Origin of the sequence: Sulfuricurvum kujiense DSM 16994, assembly GCF_000183725.1 — a bacterium.
GTDB lineage: Bacteria > Campylobacterota > Campylobacteria > Campylobacterales > Sulfurimonadaceae > Sulfuricurvum > Sulfuricurvum kujiense.
In genome coordinates this window covers 1410565-1435160 of the sequence record NC_014762.1, presented here as the reverse complement: position 1 = coordinate 1435160, position 24596 = coordinate 1410565, and the positions used below count along the sequence as shown (strand labels likewise).

General features: G+C 41.4%; 26 protein-coding genes. 9 read left to right on the top strand and 17 right to left on the bottom strand.

Annotation, left to right across the window (positions count from 1 at the left end):
* Positions 1–2 precede the first annotated feature (2 nt).
* Positions 3–425, bottom strand: coding sequence for an rRNA maturation RNase YbeY (ybeY, locus tag SULKU_RS07165; protein ID WP_041667017.1), 423 nt, complete (start codon positions 423–425; stop codon positions 3–5).
* Positions 426–745: 320 nt separating this feature from the next.
* Here ybeY and SULKU_RS07160 point away from each other — a divergent pair, with 320 nt between their 5' ends.
* The 5 genes from SULKU_RS07160 to SULKU_RS14405 all read left to right on the top strand — a co-directional run bounded on the left by SULKU_RS07160 (position 746) and on the right by SULKU_RS14405 (position 5052).
* Complete coding sequence (locus SULKU_RS07160; RefSeq protein WP_013460281.1) at positions 746–1450, top strand: hypothetical protein; 705 nt, start codon at positions 746–748, stop codon at positions 1448–1450.
* 188 nt (positions 1451–1638) lie between these two features.
* Positions 1639–3129 carry a hypothetical protein gene (locus SULKU_RS07155; RefSeq protein WP_151174278.1) on the top strand — a complete coding sequence of 497 codons (1491 nt, stop codon included), beginning with the start codon at positions 1639–1641 and terminating at the stop codon, positions 3127–3129.
* The gene (locus tag SULKU_RS07150; protein WP_013460279.1) at positions 3107–3487 is read left to right on the top strand and encodes a DNA-binding transcriptional response regulator; all 381 of its coding nucleotides are present in this window, start codon (positions 3107–3109) and stop codon (positions 3485–3487) included. Before SULKU_RS07155 ends, SULKU_RS07150 begins: the two co-directional genes overlap by 23 nt.
* 265 nt (positions 3488–3752) lie before the next feature.
* Positions 3753–4418, top strand: coding sequence for a 7-cyano-7-deazaguanine synthase QueC (gene queC, locus SULKU_RS07140; protein ID WP_013460277.1), 666 nt, complete (start codon positions 3753–3755; stop codon positions 4416–4418).
* Positions 4411–5052, top strand: coding sequence for a M48 family metallopeptidase (locus SULKU_RS14405; RefSeq protein WP_013460276.1), 642 nt, complete (start codon positions 4411–4413; stop codon positions 5050–5052). Before queC ends, SULKU_RS14405 begins: the two co-directional genes overlap by 8 nt.
* On the opposite strand, the gene SULKU_RS07130 is transcribed toward SULKU_RS14405, so the two are convergent.
* From SULKU_RS07130 to gltX, 10 genes are all read right to left on the bottom strand, one after another.
* Positions 5053–6057, bottom strand: coding sequence for a hypothetical protein (locus SULKU_RS07130; protein ID WP_013460275.1), 1005 nt, complete (start codon positions 6055–6057; stop codon positions 5053–5055).
* Positions 6054–8003 carry a methionine--tRNA ligase gene (gene metG / locus SULKU_RS07125; RefSeq protein ID WP_013460274.1) on the bottom strand — a complete coding sequence of 650 codons (1950 nt, stop codon included), beginning with the start codon at positions 8001–8003 and terminating at the stop codon, positions 6054–6056. Before metG ends, SULKU_RS07130 begins: the two co-directional genes overlap by 4 nt.
* Positions 8004–8086: 83 nt before the next feature.
* Positions 8087–8464 (bottom strand): HepT-like ribonuclease domain-containing protein, encoded by a 378-nt coding sequence (locus SULKU_RS07120; protein ID WP_013460273.1) that lies wholly within the window; start codon positions 8462–8464, stop codon positions 8087–8089.
* Complete coding sequence (locus SULKU_RS07115; protein WP_013460272.1) at positions 8457–8774, bottom strand: nucleotidyltransferase family protein; 318 nt, start codon at positions 8772–8774, stop codon at positions 8457–8459. Before SULKU_RS07115 ends, SULKU_RS07120 begins: the two co-directional genes overlap by 8 nt.
* Positions 8775–8890: 116 nt before the next feature.
* Positions 8891–9085 (bottom strand): hypothetical protein, encoded by a 195-nt coding sequence (locus SULKU_RS07110; RefSeq protein ID WP_013460271.1) that lies wholly within the window; start codon positions 9083–9085, stop codon positions 8891–8893.
* Positions 9069–9914 carry a class 1 fructose-bisphosphatase gene (locus SULKU_RS07105; protein WP_013460270.1) on the bottom strand — a complete coding sequence of 282 codons (846 nt, stop codon included), beginning with the start codon at positions 9912–9914 and terminating at the stop codon, positions 9069–9071. The genes SULKU_RS07110 and SULKU_RS07105 overlap by 17 nt, the downstream gene beginning before the upstream one ends.
* Positions 9911–10417, bottom strand: a complete 507-nt coding sequence (mobB, locus tag SULKU_RS07100; protein WP_013460269.1) for a molybdopterin-guanine dinucleotide biosynthesis protein B — start codon at positions 10415–10417, stop codon at positions 9911–9913. Before mobB ends, SULKU_RS07105 begins: the two co-directional genes overlap by 4 nt.
* A 506-nt stretch (positions 10418–10923) precedes the next feature.
* Complete coding sequence (locus SULKU_RS07095) at positions 10924–12576, bottom strand: lytic transglycosylase domain-containing protein (RefSeq protein WP_013460267.1); 1653 nt, start codon at positions 12574–12576, stop codon at positions 10924–10926.
* Positions 12573–12863 (bottom strand): YggT family protein, encoded by a 291-nt coding sequence (locus SULKU_RS07090; RefSeq protein WP_013460266.1) that lies wholly within the window; start codon positions 12861–12863, stop codon positions 12573–12575. The genes SULKU_RS07095 and SULKU_RS07090 overlap by 4 nt, the downstream gene beginning before the upstream one ends.
* On the bottom strand, positions 12860–14158 hold the full coding sequence (gene gltX, locus SULKU_RS07085; protein WP_013460265.1) for a glutamate--tRNA ligase: 1299 nt from the start codon (positions 14156–14158) through the stop codon (positions 12860–12862). Before gltX ends, SULKU_RS07090 begins: the two co-directional genes overlap by 4 nt.
* Before the next feature lie 146 nt (positions 14159–14304).
* Here gltX and SULKU_RS07080 point away from each other — a divergent pair, with 146 nt between their 5' ends.
* Complete coding sequence (locus SULKU_RS07080) at positions 14305–16194, top strand: PilZ domain-containing protein (protein ID WP_013460264.1); 1890 nt, start codon at positions 14305–14307, stop codon at positions 16192–16194.
* On the opposite strand, the gene SULKU_RS07075 is transcribed toward SULKU_RS07080, so the two are convergent.
* Positions 16191–16841 (bottom strand): potassium channel family protein, encoded by a 651-nt coding sequence (locus tag SULKU_RS07075; protein ID WP_013460263.1) that lies wholly within the window; start codon positions 16839–16841, stop codon positions 16191–16193. The two genes, SULKU_RS07080 and SULKU_RS07075, sit on opposite strands and share 4 nt — an antisense overlap.
* Positions 16842–18146 carry a TrkH family potassium uptake protein gene (locus SULKU_RS07070; RefSeq protein ID WP_342613693.1) on the bottom strand — a complete coding sequence of 435 codons (1305 nt, stop codon included), beginning with the start codon at positions 18144–18146 and terminating at the stop codon, positions 16842–16844.
* Positions 18147–18318: 172 nt separating this feature from the next.
* Here SULKU_RS07070 and SULKU_RS07065 point away from each other — a divergent pair, with 172 nt between their 5' ends.
* Positions 18319–18987, top strand: coding sequence for a tRNA-uridine aminocarboxypropyltransferase (locus tag SULKU_RS07065; protein ID WP_013460261.1), 669 nt, complete (start codon positions 18319–18321; stop codon positions 18985–18987).
* Here the strand turns inward: SULKU_RS07065 and SULKU_RS07060 are convergent.
* From SULKU_RS07060 to SULKU_RS07045, 4 genes are read right to left on the bottom strand one after another with little or no spacing between them, the layout of a single operon-like run.
* Positions 18984–19214, bottom strand: a complete 231-nt coding sequence (locus SULKU_RS07060) for a hypothetical protein (protein ID WP_013460260.1) — start codon at positions 19212–19214, stop codon at positions 18984–18986. The two genes, SULKU_RS07065 and SULKU_RS07060, sit on opposite strands and share 4 nt — an antisense overlap.
* Before the next feature lie 3 nt (positions 19215–19217).
* Positions 19218–20114, bottom strand: coding sequence for a hypothetical protein (locus SULKU_RS07055; protein WP_013460259.1), 897 nt, complete (start codon positions 20112–20114; stop codon positions 19218–19220).
* Positions 20111–20455, bottom strand: coding sequence for a flagellar motor switch protein FliN (fliN, locus tag SULKU_RS07050; protein ID WP_013460258.1), 345 nt, complete (start codon positions 20453–20455; stop codon positions 20111–20113). The genes SULKU_RS07055 and fliN overlap by 4 nt, the downstream gene beginning before the upstream one ends.
* Before the next feature lie 3 nt (positions 20456–20458).
* The gene (locus tag SULKU_RS07045) at positions 20459–20881 is read right to left on the bottom strand and encodes a chemotaxis protein CheX (protein WP_013460257.1); all 423 of its coding nucleotides are present in this window, start codon (positions 20879–20881) and stop codon (positions 20459–20461) included.
* A gap of 128 nt (positions 20882–21009) precedes the next feature.
* Here SULKU_RS07045 and SULKU_RS07040 point away from each other — a divergent pair, with 128 nt between their 5' ends.
* Together SULKU_RS07040 and uvrA are read left to right on the top strand one after the other, a co-directional pair.
* Positions 21010–21747: a sulfite exporter TauE/SafE family protein gene (locus tag SULKU_RS07040; protein ID WP_013460256.1), complete on the top strand. Its 738-nt coding sequence runs from the start codon at positions 21010–21012 to the stop codon at positions 21745–21747.
* 3 nt (positions 21748–21750) lie between these two features.
* Positions 21751–24567: an excinuclease ABC subunit UvrA gene (uvrA, locus tag SULKU_RS07035; protein WP_013460255.1), complete on the top strand. Its 2817-nt coding sequence runs from the start codon at positions 21751–21753 to the stop codon at positions 24565–24567.
* The last annotated feature ends 29 nt before the right edge of the window (positions 24568–24596 follow it).

Genomic DNA, 24596 nt, shown 5'->3' with positions numbered 1-24596 from the left:
TTCTATTCTTCCAAAGTTCTGACAATCAAACTTTTTGGAAGCTTGAAGGTCTCAATGAGCTCTATCTCTTTTTGACGCATTTCGCCGTTATCGACTTCATGGTCGAATCCGAGTAAATGAAGCATCCCGTGGATAAAGAGAAGGGCGATTTCGTGATCTTCGCTGTGTTTGAGCTCATTAGCGACCGATGCGACTTTATCGACACTGATGACGATGCTCCCAAGGGGCGCTCCCGGGAACGGATCGCTGGGGAAACTGAGGACGTCGGTAGCTTTATCTATACCTCTGAATTCGCGGTTGATTTCAGCGATTTCAACATTATCGGTAAGAATTAATTCTATCTCACGGTCGCTCAGCAAATCGGCAATCTGCTCCAAAAGCTGAAAATTATAGGTTTTATCGGTTCGGTTATCTAGTTCAATCATAGCGGTATTGTAGCATATGTTCTGAATACTTATAAAAGTGCCAAAAATAGGGCTTTCAATCAACCTAAAATAGGCAAAAAGTCGGTCACTGACAAACCGAAAACGTACCAATATGGCAACGGTTGCCACGAAGGTTGCCACGGATGACACGCTTTTATATAAAAAACTACATAACCTAATATGGCTCAAGTAGGTTAGTCTTAATACCTAATCCTAACTCTTTTTTATTGATATTTTTAATTAGTAAAAACTTTTTATATCAATATTATTCGATATAATCTTTCAAAATATATTATCTACCTATTTGAAAGTAAAATCATATGATGCAAAACTTACTGCAAGAGGCAATATCAAATTTTAAAAATGCTAAAACACCAGATAGTAAACTAGCCAGTATTAATTTGATTCTTCAAATAGAAATTAGAGACCAAGAAAAATATTCATTTCTTTTATACAAACACCTCAAAATTTGGTTGAAATACTATTTACTATCAATTGAAAAAAAACAATTTTCATATGATGAAATCGTTTATGAGAAAATATATAAAACTATTTCTTATTTGCCAACTGAAGAACGTGTTAATGCATTAAATTATTTTATCCGTCTTTTGCATCAGCACCATAGAACTAATGAAATTGATAAATACAAGCAACTGAAAAAAAAATTTCAACTTGATATTTTATTAAAAGAACATAATTATTTTGGCTTTATTGTTAAATTAGCTCTTTATGATTTATATTCTTTAATTATGACTTTGTTATTTTCATTAATAATATTTACATGTATTTTTTATCATCTACAAGAAAATTTTAGATTACTTTCTATTTCTTTAATTGAATATGATAAAAATATTTTTTTAAATTATTTTGGTAATGTTGTAGCTTTTATTTTTAATATCAACAAAAAACTTCTTTTAAATACAATGCCTGAACTGCTTTTTATGAGTAGTATGAAAATATATTTTTATTTCTTGATTACTTATTTTGTAGTTAAAGAAATTTCTAATAAGGTGGAAAAAATTTGATAACTTTTAATAATAGTGACTTATCTATCAAAAGATTTATTTCTGTTTTATATCGTAATATCTTAGTTTTTTATTCGATTTTTCTTTTATTTGTTCAAAATTCAATACTTACATGGTATATGTATATATTTATCATTATTATATATATATTCATTTATTTTCAGCTTCTTAAGAACCAAAAACACTTCTTGCGTACACTAAATGATTATGTTTTTATAGCCCTAATCTTATTTGATAAAAATATTATAGAAATATACAATATCCTATTGCTTTTATTCCCATTATTTAATTCACCAAATCATCTTAATAATAAGCGCAATCCATTTCTACTTTTAGGGTTGTCATCGTTGATATTTTCAATTATTTTTATATATCAACATGGATTTGATCCCAAAATAATATATATATTAGTTGGATTGTTTTTTTTAACATTAATAAGTTATGCTGAAGTAGGTCGAACAAAAATAATAAATGACTTGTTCAATATCTTTGAAAGTATAGATAAAATTACTGGAGAGACCAGCAACTCATTACAATTGCCTAAAATATATAATAAAGTCATTGAAAGTTTGGAAAATATTCTTACAAAAGTAAACAGTGTCGAGATGATTGCATGCTTTGTCGAATCAGAAAAAACGCGTGAATTACAGATAAGAAGCACTTCGCAATTAATTTTAAAATATGATATAAAAAATTTAGAAGACGCAAGTAAATCAAATGAAAAAAGCATCAATATTCCAGTAATTATTGATGATAAAGTATATAAAAATACATTATATATAAGGATTAATAAATATATTTTTCTTCTTATTTTTTCAAGAGAAATTCAATCTATGAACTTACTTTATTTGATTATAACAGATGAATTAATCAAACCTATATTATTGAAAATTACAAAAATTCTTGATTTTGAAGATGCCTTAAACAAACGAAAATACACAAATTTGAAAAAACTAAATGCAGAGTTACATTATGTGAATCATGTTGTTCAATCTATACATTTTTTAAAGAATAAGTTTTCACCCATTAAAAGTTATTTTCAGTTATTACAAAAACTTGAGACAGTTGATATTGATAAAAAAGAGCAATTATTAGAAATTATTCAAGAGACAAAAGAACGTGCTCTAATTTCATTACACAATATCGAAACAAAAACATTGCAAGTATTAGATAAAACAAATAGCCCATTTGCATCCTATGAGATGGAAAAAATTAAGCTAAAACACATTTATATGTTAATTATGCCTTTATGGTTAGAAAACTTTTCTGAAACAGATGTAATCGTTAATTGTTCAAAAGAAGATATGGATAAAACTTCCTTTAAATTAAATAGAAATTTACTTGAATTCTTTTTTACTGATATCATTGAGAATATAAGAAAATACTCAAGTGGAAAACAATCTATAACGTATGAATATGGAAGTGAAGCTAGAATTATTTTTAAAAATACAGTTCATGAAGCCACTAAGAAAAAAACTGAATTGAAAGAATTAATAAATAATTTCAATAGAGCAGATAGGCTTGAAATTAACCGTAGAAATAGCTTTGGATTGGTACATATTTTAGAATTGTCTGATATATTACATATTCATTGTAAACTATCTTTGGAAGATGAAAAATACTTTACAACAACATTAACATTAGGAAGGGATACAGATGAAAAAAATACTTATCTTTGAAAATGAATATGCTGATCATGAGCCTGCTTTTAAAGCTATAAATTTGTTGTCTTTTGATAATCAACTACAAATTACACAATACAATACATCTCAAGAACTTACAAATATTTCAAATATTGATGCTTATGATGCCATAATAATTGATATTGATTTGTCTTTAAAAAGTCATAAAGATGGATTTGGGATTATTCAAGACATAGATACATTTAACAAAGATGTATTAAAAAAGGTTATGGTATTGACTGGTTCTTCTAAGGTCGAAGAAAAATTGATAGAACAAGGTTATGATATTAGGGTAGCCATTAAACCAATTGATATTGATCAAATAGCGGATATGTTAAAAGACATTCTGAAGTAATTTTTTTTTAAACAATACTGTTCAAGTTTTACGAGTATTTTTTATGTATGAATTAATCGATATCTCGCCTACCGTAATAACTTCGTATTTTGAAGCAATTGAAAAAGCTGATAAACATCCTAACGCAAATAAACTTTTTATTGTAGCAGTCAAAAATACCTTTCATACACTTGAACCTCGTTGCCCCAATGGTGTTGCACAAAACTTCTCAAGCCTTATTTTGATCGTAAGCGATTCGTTGGTACAATCACGCCCAAAGGTATAAATGATGAAAAAAGCACTTTGTATTATGAGCGGCGGAATGGATTCGACCCTTGTCGCCTATATCATGCGTTCGCGGGGATATGAGATCGTTGCACTCCATTTTAACTACGGACAGCGCACCGTTGCAAAAGAACTCTCCTGTTTCCGAGAAATATGCAAAGATCTAGGGGTGAATGAAAAATACGAAATCGACCTCGATTTTTTTAAAACCATCGGGGCATCGGCATTGACCGATCACAGCATCGATGTCCCAACCGGGGGAATAGAACCGGGAGTTCCTATCACCTATGTACCGTTTCGAAACGGAATCTTTCTTTCTATCGCTACCGCAATTGCCGAAAAAGAGGGATGTTCTGCTATCGCTATCGGAGTCGTCGAAGAGGATAGCAGCGGCTATCCCGATTGCCGCGAATCGTTTATCGATGCATTTACGAAAGCGGCAAATCTCGGTACGAAAGAGAGTACCAATCTGAGCATCGAAATGCCGCTTGTCCGCCTCCAAAAATCGCAGATTGTCCAAGAAGCGATACAGCTAGATGTTCCTTTGCACCTGACATGGAGCTGCTACTCAAGCGAAGATAAAGCGTGCGGTGTATGCGACAGCTGCCGTCTGCGTCTTAGAGGCTTTGAACGTGCCGGAGCGGTTGATCCTATAGACTATGTTTAACGCGCATACCTCTCCTGTCTCGATCGAATATCGTCCCCGTAATCGTAATACGTACATACGGATTACGCATAGTGGAGAAGTAATGGTACGGACCCCTCTTAAAACCGAATCCTCAGTCCGCCGTATCTTAAAACTTCGCGAGGAGTGGATAAAAGATAAGCTGAATGCATTGCAGGTCAGTTTAGAGGAGCGGCCCGTATTGGGAAAAGAGATCCGTTTTCGTGGGGAAAAACGCTCGATCGAGCAGCTTCCGAATCTTCAAAAAAAGATCGAAAAATGCAAAAATGAGCTTAATATTGAAAAATATTATCATCAATTTTACAAAGATGAAGCATTGTTGACCATTCCTTCCCGTGTCTCTTATTACGCTAGAAAGATGGAACTTCATCCGAGTGCTGTACGATTTAAACGTCTTCGAAGCCGCTGGGGAAGCTGTGATTCCAAAGGGGTGGTCACGTTTAACACGATGATGATGCAGCTCTCTTACGAGCAGATGGATTACATTATTGTCCATGAACTCGCCCATTTACGTCATATGAATCATTCCAGAGCGTTTCACGATTTGGTGAAGCGCTATCTGCCCGAGGCATCGAAGTTGCGTGCCGAATTAAAATCGATCCGGCCGGTACTTTAGCTAAAAAACGAGTTCGAGTTGTTTCATCGCCGAACGCGACGGATTCAAAATCCCTTTATCGACTCCGGCAACGAGGGCAAAATGAAAGACTTTGGATTGCAAGATAGAGAGTATCTCTTCGGGATAACGGTAGAAAAAGATATTTTCTATGCCGATGGTGAGGGCGGAACGCATCGAATCGGGAAGGATATAGATGATTTTAGCCCACGATGCCTGAACATCAAGAAAATCGATCTGTTCATCAATAAGTTCTAAGAGCGGCTCGAAAATCACTACCCGGTCACTGCTTCCGAACTCTTTGCTCTCCAGTCTTGAATTGGTAAAAACGGGGATAAAGTGACCCATTTTACTAAATCCTTTGATTTGGAAAGGGATTCGCAAAAAGGTGTAGAAAAAGAGGATATGTTCCAGATAGGGGATAAAAAACGGTGAGAGCATCTGCCGTTCGTAAAACGTATCGTTGTGTATGAACGAGGTCTCAAATAGGGTTTGCTCGATAATAGTGATCGTTTTTTCTTGAGCACGGATAAGCTGAGAATGTTCGACAAAAATATCGGGATCGGTCAACGTCGGGGAAAAAAGGACGATCGATTTTTTCTCCAGCGGCCATAGTTTTTCCCATATCTCGCGCATAGAACCTTCAATATTGCAAAAGTTTGCCGGTGTGGAAATCATGGTTGAGAGATGCAGGGTAATCGGATCGCACGCATACACTTGCAGCTCTTTTTCAAGAAGGTAAAATCGGAGAAGTTTTTTGAGGGCATTATCGATATTATCGACTTTGATCCATGCGATTTCGCTGTCACTGATCTGTGTCGGTTTATCGAACATAACGCCGTATGCGCCGTTTTGGAGCGCTTCAGGAATATCCTCGGGCGAATAGGCGACGAAAAACGATCCGCGCTTTACTTTGGAAGCGTCGAATACGACATTTTCAAAGACGCTGACTGCAGGGTCTCCTAAAAGAGAACCTTTGCTCAGTGCGAGGATATTTTCCAGTCTCATCCAACCGAACTTCCGCTAAGACGTGGTTTTTCCGGGCGGACTAGGCAGAGCCCTTCGGCATCTTTTGCCGCTAAGATCATCCCCTCAGAGAGCATTCCCATCAGTTTTGCCGGCTTTAGGTTGGCTACGACGCATACTTGGGTTCCTACCAGAGATTCGGCGCTGTAGTATTCACGGATACCCGCAACGATTTGGCGCGGCGACTCCTCACCCAAATCGACTTGCAGTTTGAGCAGTTTTGAGCTTTTAGGTACTTCTTTGGCTTCCAGAACGGTTCCGATTTTAATCGAGGTTTGGAAAAACTGATCGATGGTTATAAGGCCGTCAGGACTTACCGTACTCTCTTTTTTATTTTCCGTTTTAGGTTTGGTTTCCGCTTTAGGAGCCTCTTCGATCATCGCTTTCGGGGCTTCTTGCATCAAAGGCTCTTCAACGCGCGGGAAAAGCGGCGGGATTTTTTTGATGGTAAACGTCGCAAGCAGCGCTTTATTGGCTATAAGATTACGGTAGCTCTCAGTCGTAATCTCAAATCCGAGCGCATCGGCAATCGTTGCCGTCGTAGCCGGCATGATAGCGTTCAGCATAACCGATGCTTTTGCCAATAAATTCGCGACCAATGCTACGGTTGCGAGCGCTTCATCGGTTCGACCCTCTTTGATCTTAACCCACGGCGCATGCTCTTCGATAGCCTTATTGCCGATCGTAAACACTTTCCACAACTCTTCAAGATAGCGGTGAAGCTGCAATTCGTCCAGATACGTTTCAAGTGAATCCAAAATGCCATGAGCATCGTTTAGCTCTTTTGCATGATATTGTGCGACATTTCCGCTGTCAATGACAAAGTCGGAGTATTTTTCGCTCATTCCGATGATACGGTTCAGAAGGTTCCCCAAATCATTGGAGAGGTCGGAGTTCATGCGATCGATCAGGGCACGTTGTGAGAAATCGCCATCCTGTCCGAACGGAACTTCGCGCATCATAAAATAGCGGAAATTTTCAACTCCGTAGTGTTTGGATACTTCTCTGGGATCGACAACGTTCCCTTTGGATTTCGACATTTTTTCACCGTCGCGGGTCCACCAGCCGTGTGCCCCGATATGTTTTGGGAGCGGAAGGCCGAGACTCATCAAAAATGCCGGCCAGTAAATGGCATGGAATCGGAGGATATCCTTCCCGACAAGCTGAACGTTTGCCGGCCAAAAGAGCATTTTCGATTCATCGGAGCCGTATCCCAGAGCGGTGACGTAGTTCATCAGCGCATCAAGCCAAACGTACATAACGTGCTTCGGCTCGTTCAATGATTCGGGCAAATGCACTCCCCAGCTAAAGCTGGTGCGTGTGACCGAAAGATCGTTAAGGCCACCCTTGACGAAGCTGATTACTTCGTTGCGGCGAGATTTCGGGAGGATAAATTCCGGATGGGCTTCATAATAGTCCAATAGCGGTTTTTCGTATTTGGAGAGACGGAAAAAGTAGCTCTCTTCTTTGACGATGGTGGTCGCTCTTCCGCAGTCAGGACAGCATCCGCCGTCCATAAGCTGTGATTCCGGGAAAAAAGTTTCACAGCTGACGCAATAGTTCCCCTCATAAAAATCTTTATAGATGTCACCGTTTTCGAACATTTTCAAAAATGCGGCTTGAACCCCTTTTTTATGGGCATCATCCGTCGTTCGGATAAATTGATCGTAACTGATATTAAACTCATCCCACAGATTTCGGAACGTGGCGCTGATCTCATCGGCGAACTGTTGCGTCGGTTTATTTTGTTTTACTGCCGATTCTTCGATTTTTTGACCGTGTTCGTCGGTACCGGTCAGAAAATAGGTCTCATTTCCGATGAGGCGCGAATGGCGGGCTAACGTGTCGGCAATAAAGGTAGTGTAGGCATGACCGATATGAGCTTCACCGTTGACATAATAAATTGGGGTAGTAATATAGTTTTTCATTGGTATCCTTAGACAAATTGACCGTGCGTACAGTATTGATGGAATAATTATCGTAATTCTATCGGGTGTTACATTTGAAAGTATTAAATTGCAGGTTGATTTTCGGTAACTTTTAGAGCTTCTATGGCGCATAATCTGATATGAGGGAGTTTTTCGCGAATCACCATTTCTATAATCGGAAGATTGATCCCCTCATAATCGTGAGCGATAAAATTTCGTATATCATATGAGCCTTTGAGGTCTTCTCGATCAAAGTGAGTCAAGATAGTGAAAGCGGCATCGTTTTTGAGTTTTTCAAACTGTTCCGCCATCGCAACAAGGTGCATCAAAATGGCTGGACGTTTGAGTTTTGTATCCGATAACGCGGCAACTATCCCGTCGCTTTCATCGACAATTTCGAGAATAAGATTGATTTTTTCGATGATGGTTTGAACACGTTCTGCGTCACGAAGATCAGACATAAATCGCCTCTTTGAGCAATTTATCTCTTTTGACGTCATCTAATCCTGATAGATCACAAATATCGACACGTCTCCCGCCGAAACGATACGATATAGCACTTCGGAGTTCTTCGATTACACGCAATGCTTCCCATCCGGGATGTACTTGTAAAAAACGGGGAGTAGTATACATCACGATGTCGATATCGCTACCCCATACGGCACTTTCATGTGCATAACTACCAAATAATCCTAATTTTTCGATCCCTTCGCTTTCTAATTTCGGGCGGATGGATGAGAGATAGGCTAAGATTTCTTCTTTTTTTGTCATGAGTTAATTATAACAGAGTTTAGGGGGTTTTCTAGTTCTATTTTGTCATTCCGTACTTGATACGAAATGACGGGGAAAGTGGATTCCCGATCGAGTCGGGGATGACGAAGATAGGTTTAAAAATCAAATCCGCCGGTTTCACCCTTGGACATACTCTCATAAACACTTCGGATGTATTTCGTTCGAATTTCACATCCGATGCACTTTTCGCACACGTAGCAGCTGCTCACATTTTGGACTTGCTGACACTCTTGAAGATCATTCATAGCCGCATCAAGCCGTTCTTCATAAACGCTATTGCTGTCCTGCATAGACACTTATGACCTCATTTATTTCATCGCATGAACCAAAGAAGCACGGACTGGTATCGTGGACATGGCGCGGGTTTTTCTCTAAAACGCGTATAGTTCCGTCAACCGCTTTTCCTCCTGCTGTTTCAAAGATGAATGCGAAAGGAAATACTTCAAACAACATTCTAAGCTTCCCTTCGGGTTTATCGCTCGCACCGGGATAGCTGAACAATCCGCCCCCTTTGAGGAGGATCTGATGCAGATCGGGAACCATACCGCCGGAGTAGCGCAGGCGGTAACCGCGTGCGAAAAAGGAATCGATCATGGTTTTATGAAACGGAGCCCAGCATTGCTGCGTTCCGCCGGGAGCATTAATCTTCCCTTTTTCATTTAAATGGATCTCTTTGACGTATTCGAATTCACCGTTTTGGAGGAGATAAAGCTTTACTTTTCCCTCATAGGCAAACACAAGTTCAACTCGAGGCCCGTAGACTACGTAGCACGAAGCGACCATTTTCTCTGGGGTAAACGCTCCTTCGTAAATACCGAAGATCGATCCGACACTGAGATTCACATCGACAAGCGAAGACCCGTCTAACGGATCGAATGCGATGAAATAGTGGCCGTTTTCGTTTAGAATCATCGGCTCTTCTTTCTCTTCGCTTGCGATCGTATGGACACCCTCTATTTGGCTCAGCTCTTCTTCGATGATCAAGTCACTTTGGATATCAAGCTGCAGCTGCGTTTCCCCCGAGCTGTTTTGCTCTTGGGAATAGCCGATATCTTTTACATCAATCGCGTGCTTGATACGGATAGCGCTTTTTTGTATCGCCGTTAAAATTGGGTTCATTGCATTACCTTTGCGTGAGTTAAAATCCATTCGATTGTCTGGTCTGGGTTGTTCAGATCGAGAATATCGATTCCCTCAGGGATACTATAGTGCGAGGTATCGATACTCTCATCGATCGCCAAAGCGTTCATATATGGAAAATAATCGGTATCGATAGTACCTCTGAAAATACTGATTCTCGGAAGCGGAAGATTTTTTAACCCCTCTACGAGAAGGACGTCGAAATCACCGAATAGGGCCACCAGTTCATCGAGCTCTTTATGGCGCTGTGAGAAATAGGTGGTGCGGGTAGGGGAGGTGACGATGACCTCCGCTCCCGTGTCGCTGAATTTATAACTGTCTTTTCCGGGAACGTCAAATTGAGCTTTGTCTTTCGGATCATTTTTGATAATGGCGACGTCCAGAGCGTGCTCATGAATCAATTTACGTGCAACTTTCAGAATCAGCGTCGTTTTGCCGCTATTGGAGGGGCCGGTAAAGGCTACTGCTAAACGTTTTTTCAAAAAAAGCAACCTCAATGTAAAATAATGGCTATTATAGTCAACAATCATTGAAAGTTCGTTAAGGCGAGTTGACGTATAATAACGATTATTCGATGACAAAAGGATTATAATGCGGTTTTCATGGATAGCAATATCTGCTTTATTGGTCTTTGGCGGCTGTTCGCAAAAAGGGGCATTTGATCTTTTTAAGATGGATGAAGCGCATGAACGTGCGGTTGAACAGCTTCGCAGCGGGGCAATCGTCCTCTCATTAGAGACCAAAGCTATTTTTTCATCTTTGTATCTTAATAATACCGATCCGGCGCACTATAGCGATGGTGAAAACTTTATTGTTTCCGTTTATTTTGAAAATGACGATAAAGGCTATAAAACAAGAGAGTTGGAATCGAACGGCTATACGCTATCCCTAAACGGCAAAAAGGCGACGCTTATCGAGCCTCTTTCCGAAAAAGACCCTAAACGTCTCCTAATGCCGGTCCAAAACAATTGGAACCGTTATTATTATGTTAAATTCGACTCAGTGCCTGAACCTTCTTTAGCGCTTCGGCTCGAAAATAATCAGACTGGCTCGGTTGTATTAAATTATCAAAAATGGCCTTTAGTGACACCGGCTCCCCAAAAATCTTCTTATAAATAACATAGTTGGCAAGAACCTTCTTGCCGTACTCGCGATTTTCGTCATTTCCGATCAGTTCCATACTTAAAAACGGCTCAAATTCACCCGGTAAAAATCGGCCGCCATTCATCAAAAGACGTTTTGTCGACCCGATACCGCCGTTATATCCGTATGCGATCAAAATCGGGTTATGCAGGTAATCGATCAAGTGCTGCATATGGGCTATTGAATATGCGATGCTCATTTCAGGTTTGAGCATGTCAAAATAGGTAGTCGGCTTAAGCGGATGTGCTTTGCTGATAGTATCGATATTAAACGGCATTATCTGCATTAGTCCCAGTGCAAACGAGCGTGAAATAAGCCCGGGAACAAATCGGGTTTCCTGCCGCATAAGAGCATAAACAAGCGCTTTTTGATCGGTACTTAAATTGGTCATATATTGATCGTAAGCCATTGTGAAATTATGAATATACGGCTCATACGTCCGCTCCAGTACATATCCTTGAACTCCTACGGAGTCGTCCCCGTCGCATCGATCGATTAGATTGACGAGTGTATCGGGTGTCGAAGCTTTAATCTCCTCAGCAAATTCCCGCCATTGAAACGGATCGATACCGTTGATGCTGTCGCTGCGATGAACGGTCGGAAGGGAGGTGAAATAGTTTTCTGTCGGAAGCTGGAGCAACTCGCGTGCATACAGAACATACATATTGATATCAAGACTCTTGGAGAGTTCATCCAGATAGGTCTGATCTTTGGTGATCTGATAAATCCAGAATGTACTTTTGTCCCGATCAATAGGAGAATAGAAACGTCCTTTTGCCTCTTTTAAATGCTCGAGTGCAATGTCGAATTTTCCGTATTTTATATCGTTCATCGCAAGGAAAAAATGGGTTTGCGGATCGAAGTGGCCGCCTGTAACGGCGCAAAGCGACTGCTGCATTTGAACCATTTCGGGATCGGTAACGGTGAGAAAAACGATTTGGGAAAAATACGGATTTTGGGTCAGCGCGTTTACAACGTCATAGGAGAGGGGATGATTGAAATTCTCATGCCGATAGAGCGCTCCGGAGAGACGAAAAACGGTAGTCTCATTGGTAAGATTATCCGTCGACGTATAGAGGCTCTCCTGATTCATCGCCCGGAGCCATTCGGTATTTCCGAATCGGTTATTCAGCCGCGCAGCGATAGTTTCACGTTCTTCGGGTTTAAGGGCTATGGCTTTTGCCGGAGTAAGTGCGAGCATGAGGCAGTCGTCTTGTTCGATAACGGGAAGGTTGCATGCCAGCTCTTGCATGCATGTTGCCGTATATTTGATTTCCGGTTCATCCGTTTTTTTCGCATAGTCGAATAAAAACCGTTCGTTGACATTTTCGACCTGGTAGAACGCTTCAGCCGCTTCCGAAGCGCTGATATCCTGATGTAAAAACTGCCAGATCAAAAAATTCTTTTGACGGGACGCGGGTTTGTCATTGATATCCGAGAGGGTAATACTCCATGCTCCGGAAGTGAGGAGCAGGGCTAAAAAGGCAGAACGCATCATGAGGAATAAACCAATGCGTTGATAACGTTCACCAAAATAACGTCGATAACTTGAAGTAAAATCACCAAAATCAGCGGCGCAAGGTCAATCCCGTTGAAAACCGTCGGCATAAGGCGGCGGAGCGCGCGATACGCCGGTTCGGTAAGACGGTAGATAATCTGAACGATAGGATTATAAGGATCAGGGCGTACCCATGAAAGGAGGGCGCCGATAATCAGAACCCAGATATAAACGGTGATAAGCGAGTGGACGATTCCGCCCAAACCAGAAACGATTCCCCCCATCATTTGACCACCTCTTTCAGATAATTTTTAATGTGCATGTATAAATCTCCCATTTCAGGTCCGTGTTCAACTCCGCTTAGAAGAAGACGAAGCGGCTCCAAGAGATTTTTTCCTTTGAGACCGCTGTGCTCCATCAGATATGTTTTATATGCCTCGTAATCATCGAAATGCGGTGCTTTCAAGGTCAGCTCACGTAAGATTTCAAATTCCTCTTTGTACTCATCCGGAACAGTTTTAGCACCGAAAACAGCCCTGATTTTTGTGCGGAGCTCTTTGAGCGTACTCGCCTCTTCGAGGAAAAGTTTTGCGAGATTTCCTATCTCTTCGTCGGCAAACCCGACATAACGCGATAGCTCTTTCGGATCGAGCCCTTTGAGATGTTCACGGTTGATAAATTTAAGTTTGTCGATATCGAAACGGGCAGGGGCTTTTGAAATCGTTTTAAGATCGAACCACTTGATCGCCTCTTTTAGGCTAAAAATTTCAACGGGTGTTTTATTGCCCATTAATATGAGGTAATTGCTGATCGCCTCAGGCACGTATCCCTCTTCAAGGAGCCACTTTACACTCGAAGCGTCATCGCGTTTCGACATCTTTTTTCCATCATTTCCGAGGATGATCGGCAGATGGGCATATTCGACTTTTTTCGTATATCCGAGCGCTTCATGGATCGCTATTTGTTTAGGGGTATTACTCAGATGATCTTCGCCGCGAATGATCAATGATACATCGGCGAGCATGTCATCTACCGCACATGCGAAATTATAGGTAGGGTATTTGTCGGCACGCATCAAAATAAAGCTGTCAATGTCATCGGGGACGAACGTCGATTCCCCTTTAATGATGTCGGTGACGGTAATAGCGTGATCAGGTTTTTTAAGACGGATCGTGAAAGGAAGCGGATTGTCGATAACTTCTTCCGGGGGGAGATTTTCGCAAGCACCGTCATAACGGTAGGCAGTTTTCCCCTCTATTGCCGATTCTCGTTTAGCATCTAGTGTTTCGGGAGCACAAAAACAGTTAAATGCTTTTTTATCCTGAAGAAGCTGTAACGCCATTGCCCGATGAAAACGGAGATTATCGCTTTGAAGCTGCTGTTCTTGGTATTGGATCCCGAAAAGTGCCAAAATCTCAAATATCTCTTTATCTTTTCCGGGGATATTGCGCTCTTTATCGGTATCTTCAATACGGATCAGGAGAGGTTCTTCACGCTGTACAGAGGATATATAATTAAACAAAGCGACACGAAGATTGCCGATGTGCATATCGCCGGTCGGGCTTGGGGCAAAACGGAGCATGTAAAATTTCCTATATCTTTTTTACAATCTTAGCAGAAACTCCGTTTAAGGCAGCTTTGAGTGCTTTTTGAAAGTGTTAGAATCAGATTTGGTATAATATAGTCTATATTTAATAACCGATAAATTTTAAAACCTTAGGGATACAGGTGTCCATTCAAAAAATTGCCAAATATGCTAAGCACTTTGATCTTCTTATCGTTCATGAAGAGGGATTTGTTTTACCGTTCCAGGAATATGCGGAGGATGTTTTTCGAACTGTCAGCTTGAAATCTCCGGAAAAAATCATTTCCGAAACTTCTCCTACTTCATGCCACTTATTGATTGCATGCGGGTCATACGAATTTTTTAAAAAACCTTCGCTCAAAAATGCGGTTTCTTTGCTCAATCCTCTCGAAACCATCATTTTGACTCCCGATTATTCTAACATCAATCTTTATAAAATTGCGCTTTATTTCCGTGTTGCGAATGTAAGTTTCGTCCCCTCAAATGAAGAAGAATTTGTCAAAACGATGATGGCTGTTTTTTCAACTTTGGTGAAAAAACACAATGAGTCTATCGTGAACAACTATGAGCGGATGATTTCTGAATTTTCCACTAACCTTTTTTGGATTCATAAGCAAGCAAAAGCGGTATACGTCAATGAAGCTTTTAAACGAAAATTCGGAATTAAAAATTTAGATGAACTGAACCATTACTTTCATGACAAAGATATGGCGGATATGTTTAAATCTTCCGGCATTGCTCAAAAAATTATTTCTAAAGAAGATACCGAAGGCGAAATAAAAGAATATTTGGTGACAAACCAGCCTCTTAATGACGGGGAGTATCTCGTAAGTATGGCTCCTTTGCTTGTGCCGCTGAAAAATGAAAAACAGCTTCATAACCGAATGGGATTTATCGAACTTTTAAAAGATGCTTTTGTCATTCACAAAGGTGAAAATGAAGCTATCCCGATTATTATTATGCATATTGAGAATTCGGATAAAATCATTGAGATGCACGATGAAAATATATTCAACGATCTGTGTAAAGAGATGATTGAACTTGCACAAGTCCATTTTAAAGATGATATAGAGATCGCGCAATGGAATAAACATATTTATACCCTTATCGCATCCAGGGCTTCTTTGGATGAACTGAAAAAATCGTTGGAGAAGTTTCATCAAAATCTGAAGCTTGAAGCATCGGTTGACGGGGCATCGCTGGTCATAGATTCGTTTATCATCGATATGCACGGCGTCGAGCTCAACAAAGCAATCGGAATTATCGATCATATCAAACACAAGCAGCTCCTCTCTAGGGATTTGGCCCATTTAGTCCATTTTGAAATTTCCGCATCGCCGCAAGAATCAGTGGATGAGCAGGAACATGCGCTCCATTATCTTGAAAAAATGATTATGTCCAAGACCCCGGTAAAGGTTTTGAACTTTTATAAAGGAATTCGGATCAGTACGGCAGCACAGATTGTCAAAATTTCGAACGAGACGGTGTATCTTTCTATAGAAAAAATTCAGGGATATGCGATGAAACTTGAACAGCACGTCGTGATTCAAGGGACCAATATCCCTTTCGACATCCTTGCCAGTGTCAAGATCGTTGATGTAGCTAAAAAAATTGCCGTCCTGTCTAATTTTGAGCCGTTGGAAGCTTCCGGCAATAACCGTCAATATATCAGGATACAAAGCGACCATAGAATGCACGTTACGATTGCGACTGCCAAAAGCGTCATCTCCGGTACGATTTTAGATATTTCGATAAAATCGATTGCGTGTAAATTAAGCGTTTCAAAAGTTCCGTTAAAACTGGATTCCAAAGTCAATCTGCAATTCAATCTCCCCCTTGAGCGATTTGAGGGCGGTATGGTAACCATGGTTATCGCCGGGAAAATACAGTATATTCAAGAAGGGGACGAGTTTACCAAGGTAGTCGTGGAACTCATGCTTGCCGAGCCGTATGAGAGTTATCTGATCGAGTATATATATGCCCGTCAACAGGCACTCGTTAATGAGATTAAAACGATTGCCAATAAACTTTAAATCTTTTTACTGAGTGCTTCGATATGTCCGCTGTTGCCCAGTACAACCAAAATATCCCCTTTTTCGAGAATATCATCTTTTTCAAACGATGTGTACCAAATGCCCTGATGTTTATAGGCAATAGGCTTTACCTCGAACTCTGATTCGAATATAGGAGAGAGAATCGATGTTCCAACCCAAAACGATGGGACAGTCAACTTGGCGATCTTCATCGTAATAGAAAGATCGATGGTTTCATAGTGCATGTTTTTGACCATTTTTTTAACGATTTTTTTCGCCGATTCCATCTCGGGATAAATCACTTTGGCCGCACCGAGTTTTGAGAGGATCTGCCCGTGCACCGTTGTAATCGCTTTGGCAACGACCGTCTCCACCCCAAGCTCTTTAAGAGCCATAACGGTCAAAATACTCGCTTCGATGTTTTCACCGATACTCACAACGGCGACATCGACGCTACCGATCCCCGCTTCGCGTAATGCACGCATATCGGTAGAATCGAGGATTACAGCATCTTGTACAAATTCGTTAATTTCACGAACCTGTTCTTCATCCACATCAACGGCGATAACACTAAGTCCTTGTTGTGCCAGCCCTTTGGCGACATGAAATCCGAATTTTCCCAAACCAATTACAGCAAATGTTTCCATCTAAATTATAACCTTTCCTTCTGCATATTTTATACGGCTCTCCACCGCTTTTCCAACGATGATAATAGTAAAAGCAAATACGCCCACTCTTCCCATCAGCATTAATACTATAATATTGATTTTTCCCCAATCGCTAAAAAGGGCACTGTAGCTCAATACTCCGCCATCTCCCGTCGATACACCTACCGTCCCGAATGCCGAAGTCGTTTCAAACAATATACGTAAAAAAGGCAAATGCTCCACTTCGCTCAAGATAATAGTGGTCATTACGACATAAAAAGAGGCGACGAAAATCACCGCATAGGCTTTATTAATCTGATATTGGGCAATGGAACGGCGGAAGATATGCGCGTTTGTATCACCGCGAAGCGTATACCAGACACCGATAAGCGCCAAAGCAACCGCAGTCGTTTTAATCCCCCCGGCCGTACCGCCCGGACTCCCCCCGGTCATCATAAAGAAGGTAGAGAAGAAAAGATTGGAGTCGGTCAAAGTCGAAAAATCGATACTGTTGAATCCGGCAGTACGGTAATTAACGGATGCAAACCATGCAGCTAAAATCTTCTCATAAGTATCAAGTCCGCCAAATGATTTTGGATTGTTCCACTCTAAAGACAAAAGCAGTATCATCCCGATAAGAATCAAGATTCCGCTCATCCAAAGAACAATTTTCGTATGCGTAGAGATCCGAAGTAACCGATCGCGGCGAAAATTATATATTTCCAATAGAACTATGTATCCTAAACCGCCCAGAATAACCAACAACGGTATCGCCATATTGATAACAAAATCACCTCTAAAACTCATCATATTGTCGCTGAACAATGAAAATCCGGCATTATTAAAGGCGGATATCGAATGAAATGTTCCAAACCATACTGCTTTGCCAAACGGCATATCAACCCAAAATCGGAGTGTCAAAATCAACATTCCCACCGCTTCTATGATAATAATTGAAGCGAATACAATTTTCAAAAAACGGACCAACCCGTCCATTCCCGGATGGTTGAGGGACTCTTTTAGAATAAGCCGGTCGCGATGACCAATCTTTTGTTTACGCATTACCGCCATAAAGGTCACTGCAGTCATATAGCCAAGCCCGCCGATCTGGATAAGGGAGAGGATAACGACATGTCCAAACGGCGTAAAATCGACCGGAGTGTCTTTGACGATCAATCCCGTCACACAAACTGCCGAAGTTGCAGTAAAAACGGCATCAACAAATCTAAGTTCACCGTTATGGGCAAAGGGGAGCGACAGAAGCAACGCACCTCCGAATATGAGTGCTATAAAGCTAAAAAGAATAATTTTTATCTCTTGCGTATGTATTTTCTATCCTTTTACTAATACTACTTTTTTTGAAAAAAGAGGAAGAGAAAGTATATCACTGAACCCATATTGAATACTTAAAAAAGTGGTTGTGACACATTGCTGAAATGTTCTAGACATTTCGATATAATTCGTAAAAAAAGCCATATTGAAATTGAATAAAATAATTGAAGGCAGAGAAAAATGCTACCGGTGCTATCGCCCGATAACATCCTGCATGTGCCCGTATGTTAAGCCTATAGCGACACAAACTAAATTTGTTATCTTAATGCACCCCAAAGAGTTTAAAAAAACCAAAAACGGCACCGGAAGACTTACCCATCTCTCACTGCCGAATTCAGAACTCTATATTGATGTCGATTTCAGCGAGCATAGCGCCATTAATGCATTGATTGAGGACAGTAACAACCTCTGCTATGTTCTTTATCCCGGGAAAAAAAGCATCAATCTAAACACCCGGAAGATTGATGCGCAGGGCAAACAAATTGTCATCTTCATTATCGATTCAACCTGGGCATGCTCGGTAAAAATGCTCAGAGTCAGCCGCAATCTTCAAACATTGCCGCGCGTCAGTTTCACCCACTCTAAAACTTCCCAATTCCTTATTAAGGAACAGCCCGAAGCATACTGTCTTTCGACGATCGAATCGACATTGAGTGTATTGGAATTATTGCATCAGCAGGGTCTTGAAGCGATAGAAGAGGGGGCTTTTGAAGCTTTTTTAAATCCGTTCAAAGCTATGGTGGAATATCAAATCGGATGTGCTTCGCACTCTGAAGAGAGCGTCAGATTTAAGACAAGAAGAGAAGAGATTTAATTCTCTTTTTCATCTTCGAATTCTAAAAGCAAACCCGCTGCATCGACAATCTCTTTTTCCCGCTCTTTCAGCGCTTCTGCTTCTTCGACTTTTGCATGTTCGACTTCAACGTATTCTATAAATATTTCAATATCTTCGTCAGTGTTATAAAATTCTTTGTATCCCAAAGCGATTTCGACAAATTCGTTTCCGCATCCGAAATCAACTAATTTCTGTTTTAGATCCATTGCTTAATAAACTCCTGATGCTTTTTCTTTGTAGGAATCGAAAACTTCATCCTGAGCCGGGGCGAGCTGGAAATAGCCGTCAAGTTCTCGATGTTTTGACTGCAAAAGGGTTTCGAAGTCATTTTGCGTTACCGGAATATTATCCTGAAATTTATCGAGTAAAATGGTAGTGTTCCCCAATAATACCAGATAGCTCATCGTTCCGTAATCGAGCATTGCCACAGTATGGGAATTATCAAGCGGTTTTTGAAAACGGATATGAACTCCCCCGCTCTCATTTGACATAGGAAGAGATGCGGAGAGTGACGCTTTTGTTTCCGCAGCGGTCGTTTTATCAAATAACCATGGAGATTTCGGCTCATTTTTCATGGCTGTAGTGCGTTTGGCTATATTTTGTTTCAACCAGAATAAAATAGCAATCCCGATGATTAATATGCCGATAACAACATAATAGCTTTGCTCGAATTCATTTCCTTTTTTTGTCGGAAGCCCATCCACCGATGTTTCATCGACCGGTGTATTCTGCGTAGCGGAATTTACGGCTTCAGGATGCATAAATCGTAGACGCAGACCATATGAATCGGAGGTTTTAGAGGCTTGCATAATGACGTTATTCGAAAGTTCGGCAATAATTTTGATATTTTCGTTTTCAGGTGTAATGGTAAGTTTGTTGAGATATTTGGAAGTAACGTTTTTGACTACCGGAGAATCGATAAACGCCTCTTCAAGCTTTACGATGACGGTATCGTTCTGGCGATTTTGGCGCAATACCCCTTCATACGGAGTATCGAACGTCAACATCACATCGACGCGGTCATTCCGGTCATATACGTTGTAACTTAAAATTTTAGCTCCCCATAAAAAAGCGGGAAGAAGCAGCAGAGGAAGTAAATATCTCATAGTCTCTCTTTTGATAGGTAATACAATACGGCGCTCGAATCGAGTACCTCATTGATACGTATCGCTAAATTCTTCTCATAAACCATTACTTCCCCCTTACCGATAATACGTCTGTTGACATACGATTCCACGCTTTCCCCCGCCGGTTTGCCCAAGTCGATGACGGAACCTTTTTCCAGTTTGAGTATTTCGTCCAACGTGAGAGTCGTTTGTCCCAAATCCGAAACAAATTCCACTTCCATGTCAAGCAATCCGTCGTAATCCATCCATGAAAGTTCTTTTTCAGGATCGAAACCGTGTTCATGATGTAAAGAAGTTTCTGCCGCTACTGTTTCATCCATCTCTTAGAGCCTTTGCAAAGCAATTGTCATTTCTCCGCCATTAATACCGATACATTTTGAATTATCCAATTGAACCGCCGATACCTCTTCATCCGATAAAAGAAAAGGGGTCGCAATCGATAAAGATGTTTCATATAACTCACCGGCCAGTACTTTTGCACTTCCGACAATCATATTGGTTGTTTCCAACAGCATATCGATGAGTGTCTGTTCATCACTCTCATCTTCGCCCAAAAAAATCTCGGCTATGGTCTGAATCAACATCGGATCGCATCCGATATAAGCACGGTGAATCTCACCGTTCGTCGTTTCAATATCGATATAAGCAAAAAGCGTTCTCTTTTTAGTTGAGTCTATAAAATCATAAGGGAGGCGTATTTGATGAAGAAAAAAATTAGTGGCTGCTTCGACAATAATCGGTAACATTACATCCCTCACTCTTGTTAAATATCTATGAGAATCGATTATAGCGTAAAATCTAATGAACGAAAAGGGTATTAGTTGAAGCACTAAGGGGGTATAATCGCGCGCCATAATCTAAACAAAGATAAAATATGACTATTGAATTAGCACTTTTAGGGGTAGGGGTCGGTACACTGTCAGGATTTTTCGGAATCGGCGGCGGTACGGTGAGTGTTCCGATTCTGCTCTATCTCGGGTTTGGTATCAAAGAGGCAATCGGCATATCGGTTACCCAAATGGTTGCCGGTTCGTTGTTGGCGGCGTGGATCCATCATAAAAAACAAACGTATGCGATCGGCGATATCAAATATTTCGGTTACGGCGGAATTCTTGGTGCGATAGCGGGCGGGATATTGGTCAAAGCACTCCATTCGAGTATATTGGAATGGCTTTTTCTCTCAATTGTCGCCTTTACGCTGGGGCGACTGGCTCTTTCCAATCCCGAACCGACCCGTCCGGAAGTGGTCAATCGGCCGTTATATACGTTTGTCGGAAGCGTGATCGGCGTATTTTCCGGAATGCTTGGAGTTGGAGGTTCGATTTTGATGACGCCGGTACTGGTTAGTTTTATGGGATTTCCGCTGAAGAAAGCTTCAGCAGTAGGACATTTTTTTGTTACGTTTTCTTCCGTTTCGGCTTTGGCGACACTTTTGTGGCTCGGTCTTGTGAATCTTGAAGCGGGTCTGACGATGGCTTTGAGCTCATTATTCGGCATTATGGCGGGCATCGCGTTGCTGCATCGGGTCAAAGTGACTCATTACAAACAGGTATTGGTTATTTTTTACATCATTATTTTTGCCATTACGGCATACAAACTTATCGCGGGGTAACTTATGGACAAGATTAAAATTATCGGAGCACGGGAGCATAACCTCAAAAACATCTCTTTGGAGATCCCGAAAAACAAGCTGATTGTATGTACCGGAATCAGCGGAAGCGGTAAATCGACATTGGCCTTTGACACCCTTTATGCCGAGGGACAGCGCCGCTATATCGAGTCTCTCTCATCGTATGCCCGTCAATTTTTGGACCGTGTCGGAAAGCCCGATGTCGATAAAATCGAAGGCCTCACTCCGGCTATTGCGATCGATCAAAAAACGACCTCAAAAAATCCCCGTTCAACCGTAGGAACGATTACCGAGATCTATGACTATCTGAGACTTTTGTATGCCCGTATCGGAGTTCAACACTGTCATCTGTGCGGCAAGCCGATATCCAAAATGTCGGCTCAAGATATAATCACACAGGTTTTAAAGCTTCCCGAAGGTTCCAAAATCGTCATACTTGCACCGCTCGTACGGGAGAAAAAAGGCTCCTTTGCCGATATTCTCGAATCGCTCCGTCATAAAGGGTATGTACGTGCCATGATCGACGGCGTCATGGTGCGTCTGGATGAAGAGATTGATCTCTCCAAGACCAAAAAACATACTCTTAAAGTTGTGATTGACCGTCTCATCATAAAAGATGACAACCATGACCGTGTGGCCCAAGACGTCGAAAAAGCGCTCAAAGAGTCTTATGGAGAGGTAGAAATTGAGATTCAGAACCACGACGAAGTAGGGATGGCTGACAAGCTGATCCACTACAGTGAACACAGCGCCTGTTTTGACTGTAAAGTGAGTTTTGATCCGCTCGAACCGCTCTCGTTTTCGTTTAACTCTCCCAAAGGGGCATGTTCTGAATGCGACGGCCTCGGCATCCGCTATGCGCTCGATTACGACAAAATTATCGATTCCGAACTCCCCATAGAGAAAGGGGCGATAAAAATCGTTTACGGATTTAACAAAGGGTATTATTTTACCTTCCTAAAAGCGTTTTGCGCTGCGGAAGGGATCAGTATTACGGCTCCGTTTTATGCACTCGAAGAGTATCAGAAAAAAGCGATCCTCCACGGCAGCGTCGATGAAGTCGAATTCAAGTGGCAGGACCATCCTATCAAGCGTGTATGGCCGGGAATCGTACGCATCGCATACGATATTTTCAAAGATGAAAAAGATCTCGCCGATTACATGTCCGAAAAACCGTGCAACATCTGTAATTCTCACCGTCTCAAGCGCGAATCGCTTGCCGTTCGCGTTGCCCAAAAGGGGATCGGGGATGTGATATCGATGCCCCTTAAAGATTCGTATGCGTGGTTTGCCGATCCAAAGACATTTGATGGTCTGAGCGATCAAAATGCAATGATTGCCGCACCGATTTTAAATGAGATACGCGAACGTCTTTTCTTTTTGTTTGATGTCGGTTTAGGATACCTCTCCCTCAGCCGCGACGCCCGCACCATCAGCGGGGGGGAAGCCCAGCGTATCCGTATCGCTTCTCAGATCGGAAGCGGTTTGACAGGGGTAATGTATGTTCTGGATGAGCCGAGTATCGGATTGCATGAACGCGATACCCTCAAACTGATTCGAACGCTCCGTTCATTGCAGGAAAAAGGGAATACCGTTATCGTTGTCGAACATGACAAAGAGACGATTGAAAATGCCGACTACATTGTTGATATCGGCCCCGGTGCCGGAAAATTCGGCGGTAATGTCGTCTTTGCAGGTACGTTGGAGGAAATGAAACAATCCAATACCCTCACGGCCGACTACCTCTCTGGACGCAAACAAATCAAATATTTTTATCGACGCGAACAAAAAGAGTGGATGGCAATCAATAATGTTACATTAAATAATATTACCAATTTGAGCGTAAAAATTCCACTTCATAATTTTGTCTGTGTAACGGGAGTCAGCGGCAGCGGAAAAAGCTCTCTGATTCTGCAGACGTTGCTTCCCGTTACTCGCGAAATACTGAACCATGCACGTAAAATAAACCGTGTCGCCGGGGTCGAAGTAGAAGGTCTGGAAAAACTCGACAAAGTGATCTATCTCGATCAAAGCCCGATCGGACGTACGCCTCGTTCGAACCCTGCCACTTATACGGGTGTCATGGACGAAATTCGAAATCTATTCACGAAAACCAAAGAAGCACAGATCCGCGGCTATACGGCATCGCGCTTTAGCTTTAACGTCAAAGGGGGGCGATGTGAAAAATGTCAGGGAGAAGGGGAAATCAAGATCGAAATGCACTTCCTTCCCGACATTATGGTCAAGTGTGATTCGTGTCACGGAAGCCGATACAATCTCCAAACACTTCAGGTTGAGTATAAAGGGAAAACCATCTCCGATGTTCTGAATATGTCGGTCGGCGAAGCACTCGAATTTTTTGCACCGATCCCGAAAATCAAAGCGATTCTACAGACACTTAGCGATGTCGGGCTTGATTACATTACGCTGGGACAAAATGCCGTTACCCTCTCAGGAGGGGAAGCGCAGCGGATTAAACTGGCCAAAGAGCTTAGCCGACGCGATACGGGAAATACCCTCTATATCCTTGATGAACCGACGACGGGTCTGCATTTTGATGACGTCAACCGTTTGACAAAGGTACTTCATAATTTCGTCGAACTCGGTAACTCCGTACTGGTTATCGAGCACAATCTCGATATGATAAAAAATGCCGACTATATCATCGATATGGGGCCTGAGGGGGGCAGCGGCGGCGGATTATTGGTCGCGCAGGGGAACCCTGAAGAAGTTGCCGAGAGCTGGGAAAAAACGGGAAGTTTCACCGGAAAATATTTAGCTCTTGAGCTAAATAGGCTATAATAAGATTAACAGGATTTACAGAGGATTTT

What these genes read in the sequence shown, in the direction of transcription:
- ybeY (WP_041667017.1), bottom strand. Translation starts at nt 425, where the DNA reads ATGATTGAACTAGATAACCGAACCGATAAAACCTATAATTTTCAGCTT.
- SULKU_RS07160 (WP_013460281.1), top strand. Translation starts at nt 746, where the DNA reads ATGATGCAAAACTTACTGCAAGAGGCAATATCAAATTTTAAAAATGCT.
- SULKU_RS07150 (WP_013460279.1), top strand. Translation starts at nt 3,107, where the DNA reads ATGAAAAAAATACTTATCTTTGAAAATGAATATGCTGATCATGAGCCT.
- queC (WP_013460277.1), top strand. Translation starts at nt 3,753, where the DNA reads ATGATGAAAAAAGCACTTTGTATTATGAGCGGCGGAATGGATTCGACC.
- SULKU_RS14405 (WP_013460276.1), top strand. Translation starts at nt 4,411, where the DNA reads ATGTTTAACGCGCATACCTCTCCTGTCTCGATCGAATATCGTCCCCGT.
- SULKU_RS07130 (WP_013460275.1), bottom strand. Translation starts at nt 6,057, where the DNA reads ATGAGACTGGAAAATATCCTCGCACTGAGCAAAGGTTCTCTTTTAGGA.
- metG (WP_013460274.1), bottom strand. Translation starts at nt 8,003, where the DNA reads ATGAAAAACTATATTACTACCCCAATTTATTATGTCAACGGTGAAGCT.
- SULKU_RS07120 (WP_013460273.1), bottom strand. Translation starts at nt 8,464, where the DNA reads ATGTCTGATCTTCGTGACGCAGAACGTGTTCAAACCATCATCGAAAAA.
- SULKU_RS07115 (WP_013460272.1), bottom strand. Translation starts at nt 8,774, where the DNA reads ATGACAAAAAAAGAAGAAATCTTAGCCTATCTCTCATCCATCCGCCCG.
- SULKU_RS07110 (WP_013460271.1), bottom strand. Translation starts at nt 9,085, where the DNA reads ATGCAGGACAGCAATAGCGTTTATGAAGAACGGCTTGATGCGGCTATG.
- SULKU_RS07105 (WP_013460270.1), bottom strand. Translation starts at nt 9,914, where the DNA reads ATGAACCCAATTTTAACGGCGATACAAAAAAGCGCTATCCGTATCAAG.
- SULKU_RS07095 (WP_013460267.1), bottom strand. Translation starts at nt 12,576, where the DNA reads ATGATGCGTTCTGCCTTTTTAGCCCTGCTCCTCACTTCCGGAGCATGG.
- SULKU_RS07090 (WP_013460266.1), bottom strand. Translation starts at nt 12,863, where the DNA reads ATGATGGGGGGAATCGTTTCTGGTTTGGGCGGAATCGTCCACTCGCTT.
- gltX (WP_013460265.1), bottom strand. Translation starts at nt 14,158, where the DNA reads ATGCTCCGTTTTGCCCCAAGCCCGACCGGCGATATGCACATCGGCAAT.
- SULKU_RS07075 (WP_013460263.1), bottom strand. Translation starts at nt 16,841, where the DNA reads ATGGAAACATTTGCTGTAATTGGTTTGGGAAAATTCGGATTTCATGTC.
- SULKU_RS07060 (WP_013460260.1), bottom strand. Translation starts at nt 19,214, where the DNA reads ATGGATCTAAAACAGAAATTAGTTGATTTCGGATGCGGAAACGAATTT.
- SULKU_RS07055 (WP_013460259.1), bottom strand. Translation starts at nt 20,114, where the DNA reads ATGAGATATTTACTTCCTCTGCTGCTTCTTCCCGCTTTTTTATGGGGA.
- fliN (WP_013460258.1), bottom strand. Translation starts at nt 20,455, where the DNA reads ATGGATGAAACAGTAGCGGCAGAAACTTCTTTACATCATGAACACGGT.
- SULKU_RS07045 (WP_013460257.1), bottom strand. Translation starts at nt 20,881, where the DNA reads ATGTTACCGATTATTGTCGAAGCAGCCACTAATTTTTTTCTTCATCAA.
- SULKU_RS07040 (WP_013460256.1), top strand. Translation starts at nt 21,010, where the DNA reads ATGACTATTGAATTAGCACTTTTAGGGGTAGGGGTCGGTACACTGTCA.
- uvrA (WP_013460255.1), top strand. Translation starts at nt 21,751, where the DNA reads ATGGACAAGATTAAAATTATCGGAGCACGGGAGCATAACCTCAAAAAC.